This is a genomic window from Streptomyces thermovulgaris (assembly GCF_002155915.1).
Taxonomy (GTDB): domain Bacteria; phylum Actinomycetota; class Actinomycetes; order Streptomycetales; family Streptomycetaceae; genus Streptomyces; species Streptomyces thermovulgaris.
Genome location: NZ_MUME01000012.1, coordinates 15,234 through 28,390 on the forward strand (window position 1 = coordinate 15,234; position 13,157 = coordinate 28,390).

A 13,157-nucleotide genomic window follows, 5' to 3' on the forward strand; every position below is an offset into this window, starting at 1 on the left:
AGAGGCTGGGGGGAGCGTGACCGACAGGGATACTGCCGACACGACGAGGGCCGTGAGGACAGCCGTTGTCACCGGAGCCAGCAGCGGCATCGGGGCGGCAACGGCGCGGGCACTGGCGCAGAAAGGCTTCCACGTCGTACTGACCGCACGGCGGGCCGACCGGCTGGAGGCAGTCGCCAAAGAGATCCAGAACCAGGGCGGAACAGCCCAGGCGTTCCCACTGGACGTGACCGACAGAGCGGCAGTCACGGCCTTCGCGGAGCGACTTCCGGCATGTGACGTCCTGATCAACAACGCCGGAGGAGCGTACGGGACCGAGTACGTCGAGAACGCGGATCCCGCCGACTGGCGGTCGATGTACGAAGTGAACGTGGTCGGCGCACTGCACATGACGCAGGCGCTGCTGCCCCGGCTCAGGGCCTCGGGGGACGGCGTCGTAGTCGTCCTCTCCTCGACCGCCTCATTCACCTGCTACGAGGGGGGAGGCGGTTACAGCGCGGCCAAGCACGGCGCTCACGTGCTGGCCGAAACGCTGCGTCTCGAGGTGTGCGGGGAGCCGCTGCGCGTGATCGAAATCGCCCCGGGGATGGTTCACACCGAGGAGTTCTCCCTCAACCGCTACCGCGGGGACCGGGAGAAGGCCGACGCCGTCTACGCTGGTGTCCCCGACCCGTTGGTGGCCGAGGACGTCGCCGAGGTGGTGACGTGGGCGGTGACCCGCCCCCCGCATGTCAACATCGACCTGCTTGTGGTGCGGCCCAGGGCCCAGGCGGCCCAGCACAAAGTGCATCGAACGACCTGAGCCACCGGACGCGGCTGTCTCCCCTCCGGCTGAGGCAGGGGGAGAGACAGCCGTGACTCAGCACTCGGACGTGACTCAGCAACCGGAGGCGCCGGGCGCGTCGAACCGCTCGGCGGCGTAAGCGGCCAGCTGAAGAGCCGCCGTGTGGTCGATGCCGAGTTCCGTGGCAGCCTTGAGGACGGCGTCCGCGGCACTGGACGAGGTGCCCAGGTGCTTCGCGGTGGCGCGCAGCAGCTGCTCGTTCTGCTCCTTGCTCAGGCCAAGCCGTTGTGCGATGGCCTCTGCGCCGGCGGTCGCCGAGCAGACTCCGGTCTCGGGAAGTTTCAGTTCGACCGACTGGGCGGCCTCCATGTCACCGGCCAGGGCGGCCACGACGGAGCGGACCTGTTCGTAACCGGTGAGCATGAGGAAGGTCGGCGCACGGCCGTAGCTCTTCATGCCGACGGTGAAGTAACCCGGTTCGGGATGGGCCAGTTCGCGGTAACCGTGCGGAGTGACGGTGCCGCAGGAATGCTGGTTGGGGTCGATCAGCGGAGCCAGCGCACGGGGCGCGGACATGATCGGGTCCAGTTCCAGGCGCAGTTCTCTGGTGATGTCGAGGTTCGGCCGGAAGCCGGTTGCGGCCACGATCCGGTCGGCGACGATGGTCTGTTCGCTGCCGTCGTGGCCGCGGGAGACGAGTTCGACCTGGTGGCGGGTCGGGTCGTCGCCGAGGCGACGGATGGTGTGGGTGCGGAAATTCGCGGCAAGGGTGACTCGGCCCGTGCTGACGAGCATCTTCAGGCCGGAGCCCAACGCGCCGCGAGCGGGCAGTTCGTCGTCACTGCCACCGCCGAAGGAAGCACTCGGGTCGGCGGCCCGGATGGCCCATGTGATGGTGGTTCCCGGTTCGGAGTCGGCCAGTTCGGCCAGGGCCAGCAGGGTGTTGGCGGCTGAGTGCCCGGCTCCGACGACAACGGTGTGACGGCCGGCATGCCGGGACCGGTCGTTGCCCAGGACGTCCGGCAGAGCGTGGCTGATCCAGGCCGCGGCTTCCGTTTCGCCGTGGGCGGGCAGCCCATTGGCACCGACCGGGTTGGGCTGGCGCCAGGTGCCGGAGGCATCGATGACGGCGCGGGCGAACAGTTCCTCACCGCCGGACAGGCGCAGGACGAAGGGGGTCTTCTCGCGGTCGGCGGTGCGCAGCCGGTCGATGCCGAGGCGGCTGATGGCGGTGACCTCGGCGCCGTAACGGATGTGGGGCGCCAGGTCCGGCAGTTCGGCCAGCGGCTGAAGGTACTGCTTGACGAGGTCGCCACCGGTGGGCAGGGCCGACGGGTCGGGCTCTTCCCATCCTGCTGCCTCGAGCAGGCGACGGGCGGCAGGATCGATGTTGTATTCCCACGGGCTGAAGATCTGGATGTGGGACCAGGCCCGCACCGCTGCTGCTGGGGCGTCACCGACTTCCACGACGACGAAAGGGAGCCCGCGTTCGGCCAAGTGCGCGGCGGCGGCCAGGCCGACGGGGCCGGTTCCGATCACGGCCACAGGAAGGCGGTCGAGGCTGTGGGCAACCACAGTGCGGTGTCCTTTCGCAAAAGGGTGGGGTGGTCGGTCAGGCATCGTGCACGGACTCGGTCGGCAACGCGGTGGCCGGGTCACCGGTGTCGGTCCGCACGTGCAGGGCTGCGTCCTGCTGCGCCCGGCGCTGCAATGCGGCGATCGCGGCACAACAGGCGCTTGTGGCCTGCTCGTTGCCCTCCGGAGGCGGGGTGGCGGAATCGCTCATCGGATCGATCGGCTTTCTGTCGCGGAGTGTCCGAGCGGCCACGCGAGGAGTCTCACCACGACCGCTTATATAGATAAACAACGAATCAAGACTCCAGAGTCGCCCTTGATTCGATGAATGTCAACCTTGCCTCGAAGAGTCGGCGACTGTGACGAGCATCACTCTGTGTCGCGTTGCACAGGGAGCCGCAACGAGCCAATCTCGATACATGTCGAAACAACGGGGGTGCTCGGCGCGGGTCATCTGGTCCGCACCGTAGCAACACAAGGATCGGTGGCTGTGCCGACAGCCATGTCCGGCCTGTGAAGGGAACGACGCGTTCGCCACGCCTCACACCGTTCCCCGCGGACCCGGTCCCCTCCCCCGTCGATGCCCACGCGCCCTCGGTGCGTACGCCCGCCACCGGTCCGGTCGCCGCCGGCCCGCCACGTACCCACCGCGGCTCCTTCCGTGCTGCTTCACCAGTGAAACGGCTACACCATGCCCGGAAGGACATCCATGCCTCACGACTCGGCACGCGCGGCTGATCCTGTCAGCGAACCGATCGCCATCATCGGCATGGCGGGACGCTTTGCCGGTGCCACCAGCCCTGAAGAGCTCTGGGAGATGCTGCTTCAGGGCCGCGATGCGATCACGGACATCCCGCCTGAGCGTTTCGACGTCGACGCCGTCTACGATCCCACACCCGGCACCCCCGGCCGCACCGTGAGCCGGTGGGGCGGACTGCTGCGCGACATCGACGCCTTCGACGCGGAGTTCTTCGGCATCTCTCCCCGGGAAGCCGACCGCATGGACCCGCAGCAGCGCCTGCTGCTGGAGGTCGCCTACGAAGCCCTCGAGGACGCGGGGCAGCCCTTGTCGCGCATTGCGGGCACCGGCACAGGCGTTTTCATCGGACAGCTCGGCGGGGATTACTGGCACCTGCAGTACGAGGACCGGGACCGGCTGGACCTGTACGCCATGACCGGCGCGGCGGCACGTGCCATCACCTCCGGCCGCCTGTCCTACGCCTTCGATCTGCGCGGTCCCAGCCTCACCGTGGACACCGCGTGCTCCTCCGCGCTGGTTGCCGTCCACAATGCCGTCCAGGCCCTCCGGCTGGGCGAATGTCCCTTGGCCATCGCAGGCGGCGTCAACATCGTTCTGCTACCGGAAGAGGGAATCGTCTACTCCGGCGCCGGCATGCTCGCCTCCGACGGCCGCTGCAAGTTCGCCGATGCCTCCGGCGACGGCTTCGTCCGCAGCGACGGCATCGGGGCGGTCGTGCTCAAACCCCTGTCCGCCGCTCTCGCCGACGGCGACCGCATCCGTGCCGTCATCCGCGGCTCCGCCGTCGGCAACGACGGCCAAAGCAGCGGCTACCTGGTCACCCCCTCCGTCGAGGGCCAGCGCGACGTGCTGCGCCGTGCTTACGCCAACGCCGGCATCGACCCGTCCGACGTCGACTACATCGAAGCCCACGGCACCGGAACAAGTGTGGGCGACCCGGTCGAGCTCGAGGCCCTGGCCGATGTCGTCGGGCCCCGCGCCCCGGACCGACGCTGCCTGGTCGGCTCGGTGAAGACCAACATCGGCCACGCCGAGGCGGCCGCCGGCATCGCCGGGCTCATCAAGGCCGTCCTGTGCCTGGAGAACAAAACCGTTCCGCCCACCCTGCACCTGAAGAACCCGAACCCGGCCGTCGACTGGGACAGCCTTCCGCTGACCATTCCCACTCGGGTCACTCCGATACCCGAACGGGACCGGCCCGCCATCGCCGGAGTCAGCAGCTTCGGCTTCTCCGGCACCAACGCCCACCTCGTCCTGGAAGCCGCCCCCGAGCCGGCCGGAACCGGAAGGGACAGCGAGGAGCCGGACCAGCGAAGCGAGCTGCTGGTGCTGTCCGCCATGAGCCCCGAGGTCCTCACCGAGGCAGCCCGCCGCATGGCCGACTACCTCGACGGGCCGGGCACCCGGCACTCCCTGCGCGACATCTGCTACTCCGCGGCACGGCGCCGCACCACTCATGACGCCCGGCTGGCACTGCCCGCCGACAGCCACGCGGAGGCAGCCGCCGCGCTGCGCGGCTTCGCCGAGGGCGAGGACGAACCCGGCCTGTCCTTCAGCGACTACACCGACCCCGGTGCCCGTCCCCGGATCGTCTTCGTCTTCCCGGGCCAGGGCTCGCAGTGGCCCGGAATGGGACGCGAACTCCTCGACACGGAACCGGCGTTCGCCCAGGCCATGAAGGCCTGCGACAACGCCATCAGCGCCGAGACCGGCTGGTCGGTCATCGAACTGCTGCGCGCGGCCGACGAGGAACGCCTCAAGCAACTCGACGTCGTCCAGCCCACCTTGTGGGCCATGGAGATCGCTTTGGCCGAACTGTGGCGCTCCTGGGGCGTCGAGCCGGATGCGGTCATCGGTCACAGCATGGGCGAATCCGCCGCCGCCTACATCTCGGGAGCGCTGTCCCTGCCGGATGCCGCCGCCGTCATCTGCCGCCGCAGCCGACTGGCCAAACGTCTGTCCGGCCGCGGGACCATGGCCTGGGTGGCACTGCCCGCCGATGAGGCCGCGGCCTCGCTGGCCGGCTTCGAGGACAAGGTCGCCGTGGCGGCCATCAACAGCCCCACCTCCACTCTGCTGTCCGGGGACGGCGACGCCCTCGCCCGGGTGCTCGCCGCCCTCGACGCCCGCGGCGTGGACAACCGACGGGTCAATGTCGACTTCGCCTCGCACTGCCCGCACATGGACGCCCTGCGCGACGATCTTCTCACCGAACTGTCCCACCTCACCCCGCGTGCGGGCCGCATCCCGCTGCACTCCACCCTGCTGAACGAGGTGATCGACGGCTCCGGCATGGACGCCGACTACTGGGTGCGCAACATCCGCCAGCCGGTCGACTTCGTCGGCGCCGTGCGGGGCCAGCTCGACCTCGGGGACACCGTGTTCATCGAGGTCAGCCCTCACCCCCTGCTCGTGGCGGGAATCCGCGAGACCGGCCGCCTGCACACCGGTGCCGACATCACCGCGGTCGGCAGCCTGCGCCGCCACACCGGCGAACGCGCCTGCCTGCTCACCTCCGCGGCCACTCTGTACACCGTCGGCGCTCCGCTCGACTTCGACCGGCTGGCCGAGGGCGGACGCCATGTGCCGCTGCCCTCCTACCCCTGGCAGCGCACCCGTTACTGGATCAACCGCGCCCATGCTCCCGCGGCATCCGCTGCCGCGCCCTCCTCGGTCGCGCCAACCGCGGAGGAACCGGCAAAGCAGCACCGGCACCCGTTGCTGGGGCGACCGCGGCCCGCCGAGGGAACCAGCCGCGTATGGCAGGGACCGCTGAGCCTGGCGGACAACGCCTACCTGCGCGACCACCGCGTCCAGGACACGATCATCCTGCCGGGCACCGCCCATCTCGAGCTCGTCTCCGCGGCGGCCAGCACCATGCTGAGGTCGGACGCCCTGTCGGTGTCCGACGTCCACTACCACCGGGCGCTGTTCCTGGACGAGGACGGTCCCGCACCGGAGGTCAGGGTCACGGCCACCCCGCGTCCGGACGGCTCACTGCACTGCCGCATCGACAGCCAGGCCCCCGACACGGGTGACTGGATCCTGCACACCGAAGCCCGCGTCCGTGCTCTGGCCGAGGACGCACCGGAGCCGTCCGAAGCACTTGAGGCGATCCGCGCCCGTCTGCCGCAGCACCAGGACGCGGCCGACTTCTACACGTGGAACGCCGAACGCGGCAACCAATGGAACGGCTCCTTCCAGGGCGTCGCAGAGCTATGGCGCGCCGACGGCGAAGTCCTCGCCCGTCTCTCCTGCCCTCCCGCCCTCATCGACGACCTTGCCCGTCACCACTTCCATCCGGCGCTGCTGGACGCCAGTGGCCACTCCATGGCCGCGGCGCGGCCGCTGACCGTCCCCGGTGAGGACGGCGTCTTCGTCCTCGGCGGCATCGACGAAGTCCGCTTCTACCAGCGGCCGGCAGTGTCCATGTTCAGCCACGCCCGGCTGCTGCCCTCCCCGCGCGAGGACTCCTTCGTCGCCGACATCGACATCCGTGACGACGGCGGTCACCTGATCACGCAAATACGCGGCTTGCGCCTGCAGTACCTGGCCGGCCGCTCCCCCGCTCTGCTGCATCCCCGCCACGAGGTTCCCGTGACAGCGATCGGCACGCCCTCCGCCCCCACGCCCGACAGCGGTTCCGAGACCTGGCTGCACACCCTCGCGTGGGAAGAAGTCGCCCTGCCCGCGGGTGCCGCACGCACACCCGCGGAGAACGATTTCTGGTTGGTCCTGACCGACAGCGGCCCCACCGGCCGCGCGCTGATACGGGAACTGACCGACCGTGGACAGCGCGTGGTCGCCGTCACCGCCGGTGCAGGCCGTATGGCGGGATCCGGAGACCGTTACCGCATCGACCCGTCGCAAGAGGCGCACTACCGCGAGCTTCTGGGTGATGTCACCCGTGACGGCACCTGCCGCGGCATCGTCCATCTGTGGGCCCTGGACGCCCAGGCCGGCCTGGACGCCACACCCACCGAGATCCGTCGTGCCCAGCTCCTGTCCGCCCACAGTGTGCTGCTTCTGACCCGGGCGCTGGAGCACCACTCGTCCGGGAACCCACCGCTGTGGCTGGTCACCCAGCTCGCCCAGGCCACCGGCACCGGGGAGCGGGTGCGCCATCCCTTCCAAGCGGTGCTGTGGGGCCTGGGGCGCACCCTGGCCGCCGAGGCTCCCTCGCTGACGCCCCGTCTGGTCGATCTCGACCGGTCCGCCGCCAGCATCCCGGCTCTGGCCGATGTACTGCAGCGCGCCGACGACGAGGACCAGGTCGCCCTGCGCGAAGGCCGGCGCCTTGCCGCCCGGTTGCGTCCGGATGCCGACGGCGCCGCCGTACCGCGTGCGCTGTCGCTGCCGGCACCCGGTGTTCTGGACGACCTGCAACTGTCCGAGCTTCCGCCGCGCGCCGTGGCTGCCGACGAGGTCCGCATCCAGGTCAGTCACGCCGGCGTCAACTACCGCGACGTACTGATGAGCCTGGGCATGTACCCCGGCCAGGACAACCGCCCGCCGGTGCTGGGGTGGGAGTGCGTCGGCACGGTCACCGAAGTGGGCAGCGCCGTCACCGATGTCGCCGTGGGTGACGAGGTCGTCGCCATCGCCGAGGGTGCGCTGGCGCACGAGGCCATCACACGCAGCTGCCTGACCGCACCGAAGCCGGCGCGGCTGACCGCCGCCGAGGCCGCAACCCTGCCCGCCGCCTATCTGACCGCGTACCACGCGCTGAACGGCCTGGCCCGCCTCGAGCGCGGCCAGAAGATCCTCATTCACTCCGCCACGGGCGGCACCGGGCGGGCACTGCTCAGCATGGCCCGCTGGAAGGGAGCCCGTGTCTTCGCCACCGCCGGCAACGAGGCCAAGCGTAAGCTGCTGCGGAAGCTCGGCGTGGAACAGGTGGCCGATTCCCGCGGCCTGGGTTTCGTCGACGCCTTCAAACCGGCCACCGCCGAAGAGGGCTTCGACGTCATCTGCAACACACTGACCGGTGACGCCATCGAAGCGAACCTGTCGCTCATGGCCCCGTACGGGCACTACCTCGAGCTGAGCAAACGCGACATTCTCGACAACAACCGGCTGTCGCTGGGAGCATTCGCCCGCAACCTCTCCTTCCACGCCATCGACGTCGTCCACATGGTCCGGCACGCACCCGAACGGGCCGGCCGAATGCTGCGGGAGGCCATCGCCCTGGTCGACCAAGGCGCCGTCGAGGTGCTGCCGCACACGGTGTACCCGGTCGAGAAAGCCTCGGACGCCTTCCGGCTGATGGCTCAGTCCCGTCACACCGGAAAGATCGTTCTGTCATTCGAGGAGACGGCGACCAGCACGGTGCGCGGGACACGGCCCCGGCCCGTCACCATCCATGCCGACGGCACCTACCTCATCACGGGCGGAGCAGGCGGCATCGGCGGTCGCCTGGCACTGTGGCTGGCCGATCAGGGTGCTCGGCACCTGCTGCTCACCGGCCGACGCCCGATGCCCCGCCCCGACCTGCCCCTGGCGGAGGACCACCCGCAGGCCGCAGCGGTCGCCGTGCTGAGGCAGCTCAGCGCCCGCGGTGTGAAGGTGACCTACGAAGCCGTCGACGTCACCGACGCGGACGCCATGGAAAAGCTGCTCGCCTCCCGCCGCCGGACGGGAATGCCCCCTGTCCGCGGTGTCTTCCACGCGGCCGGCGTCATCGACTACATCCCGCTCAGCGAGATGACCGGTACCGAACTCGACCGGGTACTGGCTGCCAAGGTCTCCGGTGCATGGAATCTGCACCGGCTGCTGCGCGAGGAACCGGTGGACGCCTTCGTGCTGTTCTCCTCCGGTTCCGCCCTGCTCAGCTCGCCCATGCTCGGCGGGTACGCGGCCGGCAACGCCTTCCTCGACGCCCTGGCCCACCACCGGCACGCACACGGGCTGCCGGCCACCGTCGTCAACTGGGGCTTCTGGAACAGCGTCGGCATGGTGGCCCGCGCGGAACAGCGGGAGGAGCGCACCCTGCTTCCGCAGGGCATGCGTTCCTTCAGCCCCGAGGAAGGGCTGGCGCTGCTCGGAAGGATCCTTGCCGAGGGCCGGGTGCACACCGCAGTACTGCCGGCGGACTGGTCCGCATGGGCGCGTGCCTATCCGTCTGCCGCTGCCGCGCCGCTGCTCAGGCACCTTCTCAAGGACACACGAACGGACGACAAGCACGCGGCGGCATCAGACACTCGGGCGGACGTGCCCGCCGTACCCGCTGCCGCCGATCCCGCCGAGTCCCGGCGGCCCACCGCCCCACCCCTCGCTCCCGCTTCCGTTGCGGCGCCCGCACCGTCCGTGCCCGCCTCCACGACGGCACCGAGGCCTGTGACGGCTTCCGCGGCGCCGGCCGGGGAGTTGCTGGACTTCCTCAAGCAGGAGGTCGCCGCGGTGATGGGACTGCGCGCGGAACGCATCAACATCAACCGGCCCCTCAACCGGCTCGGCATGGACTCCCTCATGGCCGTGGAACTGCGCAACCGCATCGAACGCCGCTACGGAGTCAGGCTGCCCATGGTGCAACTCCTCAAGGACGGCACCCTCACCACCATCGCCCAGGCCCTGACCACCGAACTGAACTCCACCAACACCCCGGCCTGACCGGGCGAGTGACGAGGACCTCTCTGCCCATGAAGACCACCGACATCCGCATCGCCGGACTCGGCACCTACATCCCGGAGATCGTCGACGCCCGCAAGGCGGTGGAGCTCGGACTGTACGACGCCGACGACTACGAGTTCTACGGCTGGACCGGCGCCGCCGTCGCCGGCGACATGCCCGCGCCCGACATGGCGATCGCCGCGGCCCGGCAGGCTCTGGAGCGCTCCGGACTGCACCCGCACGACATCGACCTGCACATTCACGCATGCGGCCATGAACAGGGTCCGGAAGGCTGGTCGCCGCAGCACTACATCCTGCGGCATCTCACCGATCGCGACGTGCCCTCCTTCCGTGTCTGGCAGGCCTGCAGCGGCCTGATCGGTTCACTGGAATTGGCCGCCTGCTACCTCAAGGCCGTCCCTGAGCGCACCGCCGCACTGCTGACCGGTGCGGACAATGTCGGCACTCCGCATTTCAACCGGTGGGCGTTCGGCATTCAGAACGGTGTCGTGGGTGACGCCGGCAGTGCCGTACTGCTGTCGAAGGCCGACGGATTTGCGAGCCTGCTGTCGATCAACACCGGCTCCACCGCTGAAGTGGAGGAACAGTACCGGGGCAATGAGCCGCTCTTCCCGCCGTCACTGACGCTCGGCCGCGGGATCGACTTCAAGGAGCGGCTGGCCGCCACCGGTGGACTTGAGGAGACGGTCGCCGAAGTCGTGCGCCGTCAAGGAGAGCTGCGGACCGAAATCGCGTTGCGCACCCTGGCCGAGGCGGACCTGGAGCCGAGCGATGTCGCTCGGGTCTGCCATGTGTTCACCGGCCAGGAGAGCTATCTAAAGGTCATCCTCGACCCGATGGGGCTCTCCCCCGAGCAAGGCCTGCTCGACTTCGGCCGCAACCTGGGCCATCTGACCGTCAACGACCAGATCATCGGCCTCACCCACCTGGTGGAGACCGGTCAGGTCGGTCCCGGTGACCACGTTCTGATCGTGGCACACGGCGGCGGGGTGTCCATCACCTGCGCCGTCGTCCGCATCGACCAGCGGCCCGCCTGGGCCACCTCGTAACTCCGCGCCGCACCACCATGTGTGACGCCAGGGGGTCAACGTCGATGTCTTCTCTCGCCTCCTCACCACTGCTCGATGCCGAAGCCCTGATATCCACTTCCGGTCTGCTGGGCATCATGGCCACGGTGTTCGCCGAGTCCGGGTTGATCGTCTGTTTCTTCCTGCCCGGTGACTCGCTGCTGTTCACCGCGGGTCTGCTGGTGGCCAACGACCGGATCCTGCACCAGCCCCTGTGGCTGGTCATGCTCGCCATCGTTGTTGCCGCCGTGCTGGGCGACCAATTCGGCTACGCCTTCGGCCGCAAAGTGGGGCCCGCACTGTTCCGGCGGCCCAACTCTCGTTTCTTCAAACAAGAGAACGCCGAGCGTGCCCAGGAGTTCATGCTCAAGCACGGCCCGAAAGCTCTGGTCATGGCCCGCTTCCTCCCCGTCTTCCGCACCTTCATTCCCATCACCGCCGGTGTGGGACGCATGTCGTACCGCACGTTCTTCCTGTTCAACGTGATCGGTGCGGTGCTGTGGTCGGTCAGCCTCACGCTCGTCGGTTACTACCTGGGCCAAGTCGCCTTCGTCCGCGACAACATCGAAACCATCGTGATCGGCATCGTGCTGGTCTCCGGTGTTCCGATCATCGTCGAGGGCATCAAGATGCGACGCCGGGCGCGTGACACCGAGACCACACCCCCCGCACCGTCCACCACCACTGAAACGGAGCTGCCGCACTCATGATTTCAGCCCAGGACTTCTGTGCCCTCCTCGCCGACCATGGCTTCTCACTCGCCAGCGGGGTGCCCTGTTCCCACTTCGGCGGTCCGATCGCCCATCTGAGCACCCAGCCCGGCCGCTACGTACCCGCCCCGAACGAAGGCAGCGCTCTGGCCGTGGCCGCGGGCGCCGCGCTGGGTGGACGACGTGCCTACGTCATGCTGCAGAACTCCGGCCTGGGCAACCTCATCAACCCGCTTACCTCACTGGTGATGACCTATCAGCTGCCGATCCTGACTTTCACCAGCCTGCGCGGCTGGCCCGACCCGGCCACCGACGAGCCCCAGCACGCGGTGATGGGTCCGGCCACTCCGGGACTGCTCGACAGCATCCACACGCCTCACTACACCCTGTACGCCAAGGACGGCCCGGACGAGTTCTCCCTGATTCTCGAACAAGCGGAAAAGGATCTGGCGGAACAGCGCGCGCCCTTTGTGCTGGTGGAGCGCGGAGCCATCGGCAAGGCTGCCGCCGCCAACGATCCGCACCGTGAAGGACTCGCCGCCGCGGAGGCCATCCGCGTCGTCGTTGCCACCACTCCCCAGGCAGCCGTCATCGCCACAACCGGCTACACCGGCCGGGACACCTTCGCCGTGGCTGACTCCCCCAGGAACTTCTACATGCAGGGCTCCATGGGGCATGCCTCGTCCCTGGGCCTGGGAGTGGCGCTGACGCACCCGGAGCGGACCGTGGTGATCCTGGACGGGGACGGTGCACTGCTGATGCATCTGGGAGCGCTGTCGATGATCGGCCATGCCGCTCCCGCGAACCTGATCCACGTGGTGCTCGACAACCGGATCCACGAGTCGACCGGAGGGCAGGCAACCACCTCGGCCACCACCTCGTTCCCGGACATGGCCTTGGCGGCCGGCTACGCAAGCGCGGTCACCTGTGACAGCGAGGACGCGGTGCGGAGCGCGATGGCACAGGCCCAGGCTGTTCCGGGTCCGCACCTGATCAACGTGAAGACGCTACCGAGGACAGGGACGATTCCCCCGCGTGCGACGAACGCGCTCAGCACACTGGACATACGGGACCGCTTCCAGGACAGTCTCCGGCAGTGACCCGGCCCCTGCCGGATGAAGGGGGTGGTGCCCCGCACCGAACGCACGGGGCACCACCCCCTTCATCGACTCGTGCCCGTGCCGTCAGGCGCCCTGTGCCGGGGCGGGACGGTCGGCCTCCGGCTGGAGACATGCCGCCACGGTCTCGGGGTCCATCGCGGCCAGGCTGGCGAACATGCGCAGAGGTTCGGCCAAGGTCTGGCAGCACATCACGTACTGGTTGCTGCGCCCTTTGGGGATCGCCTGGACAAGCTGCTGTTCCCTCAAAGGGGCCAGATGATGACTGACCAGCGTCTGGCTCAAGCCCGTGGCCTCCTGCAACTCCTTGACGGTGCGGGGACGCTGCGCGATCAGCAGGATCAGCATCAAACGGGTCTCGTCCGCCAGCGCCCGGAGTTTGGGGGCCAGCATCCGGGCCCGTTCGCGCTCGCTGAGCCACTGGGCGGGATCACTGACCGCAACCCTCAGCTTCGACGGCCGGGCCATCGCCACCTCCCTCTCCACGCCGGCACCGCCCTCCGGTCCCGGCCC

General features: G+C 69.1%; 8 protein-coding genes. 5 read left to right on the plus strand and 3 right to left on the minus strand.

Annotated elements, in window-relative coordinates:
- Nucleotides 1-52: 52 nt before the first annotated feature.
- Nucleotides 53-802, plus strand: a complete 750-nt coding sequence (locus CCN35_RS01385) for an SDR family oxidoreductase (RefSeq protein ID WP_067389784.1) — start codon at nucleotides 53-55, stop codon at nucleotides 800-802.
- Nucleotides 803-877: 75 nt separating this feature from the next.
- Here CCN35_RS01385 and CCN35_RS01390 read toward each other — a convergent pair whose 3' ends face one another.
- Nucleotides 878-2,359 (minus strand): NAD(P)-binding domain-containing protein, encoded by a 1,482-nt coding sequence (locus CCN35_RS01390; protein WP_067389696.1) that lies wholly within the window; start codon nucleotides 2,357-2,359, stop codon nucleotides 878-880.
- Between the two features lie 37 nt (nucleotides 2,360-2,396).
- Entirely contained in the window at nucleotides 2,397-2,612 is a 216-nt protein-coding gene (locus tag CCN35_RS01395; RefSeq protein ID WP_086791293.1) for a hypothetical protein, read from the minus strand.
- A 456-nt stretch (nucleotides 2,613-3,068) separates the two neighbouring features.
- Between CCN35_RS01395 and CCN35_RS01400 the strand changes: the two genes are divergently transcribed.
- From CCN35_RS01400 to aepY, 4 genes are read left to right on the plus strand one after another with little or no spacing between them, the layout of a single operon-like run.
- Nucleotides 3,069-9,728, plus strand: coding sequence for a type I polyketide synthase (locus CCN35_RS01400; protein ID WP_086791295.1), 6,660 nt, complete (start codon nucleotides 3,069-3,071; stop codon nucleotides 9,726-9,728).
- A gap of 29 nt (nucleotides 9,729-9,757) precedes the next feature.
- Nucleotides 9,758-10,798, plus strand: coding sequence for a ketoacyl-ACP synthase III family protein (locus CCN35_RS01405; RefSeq protein ID WP_067389689.1), 1,041 nt, complete (start codon nucleotides 9,758-9,760; stop codon nucleotides 10,796-10,798).
- Nucleotides 10,799-10,842: 44 nt separating this feature from the next.
- Nucleotides 10,843-11,526, plus strand: a complete 684-nt coding sequence (locus CCN35_RS01410) for a DedA family protein (RefSeq protein ID WP_067389686.1) — start codon at nucleotides 10,843-10,845, stop codon at nucleotides 11,524-11,526.
- A complete protein-coding gene (gene aepY, locus CCN35_RS01415) occupies nucleotides 11,523-12,626 on the plus strand; it encodes a phosphonopyruvate decarboxylase (RefSeq protein ID WP_067389683.1) in 1,104 nt (367 codons plus the stop codon). Before CCN35_RS01410 ends, aepY begins: the two co-directional genes overlap by 4 nt.
- An 84-nt stretch (nucleotides 12,627-12,710) precedes the next feature.
- On the opposite strand, the gene CCN35_RS01420 is transcribed toward aepY, so the two are convergent.
- Complete coding sequence (locus CCN35_RS01420; RefSeq protein ID WP_067389781.1) at nucleotides 12,711-13,112, minus strand: ArsR/SmtB family transcription factor; 402 nt, start codon at nucleotides 13,110-13,112, stop codon at nucleotides 12,711-12,713.
- Between the last annotated feature and the right edge of the window lie 45 nt (nucleotides 13,113-13,157).

Excerpts from the sequence above, each read along its gene's own strand:
- CCN35_RS01400 (WP_086791295.1), top strand. The coding sequence starts at position 3,069 with ATGCCTCACGACTCGGCACGCGCGGCTGATCCTGTCAGCGAACCGATC.
- CCN35_RS01405 (WP_067389689.1), top strand. The coding sequence starts at position 9,758 with ATGAAGACCACCGACATCCGCATCGCCGGACTCGGCACCTACATCCCG.
- CCN35_RS01410 (WP_067389686.1), top strand. The coding sequence starts at position 10,843 with ATGTCTTCTCTCGCCTCCTCACCACTGCTCGATGCCGAAGCCCTGATA.
- aepY (WP_067389683.1), top strand. The coding sequence starts at position 11,523 with ATGATTTCAGCCCAGGACTTCTGTGCCCTCCTCGCCGACCATGGCTTC.
- CCN35_RS01420 (WP_067389781.1), bottom strand. The coding sequence starts at position 13,112 with ATGGCCCGGCCGTCGAAGCTGAGGGTTGCGGTCAGTGATCCCGCCCAG.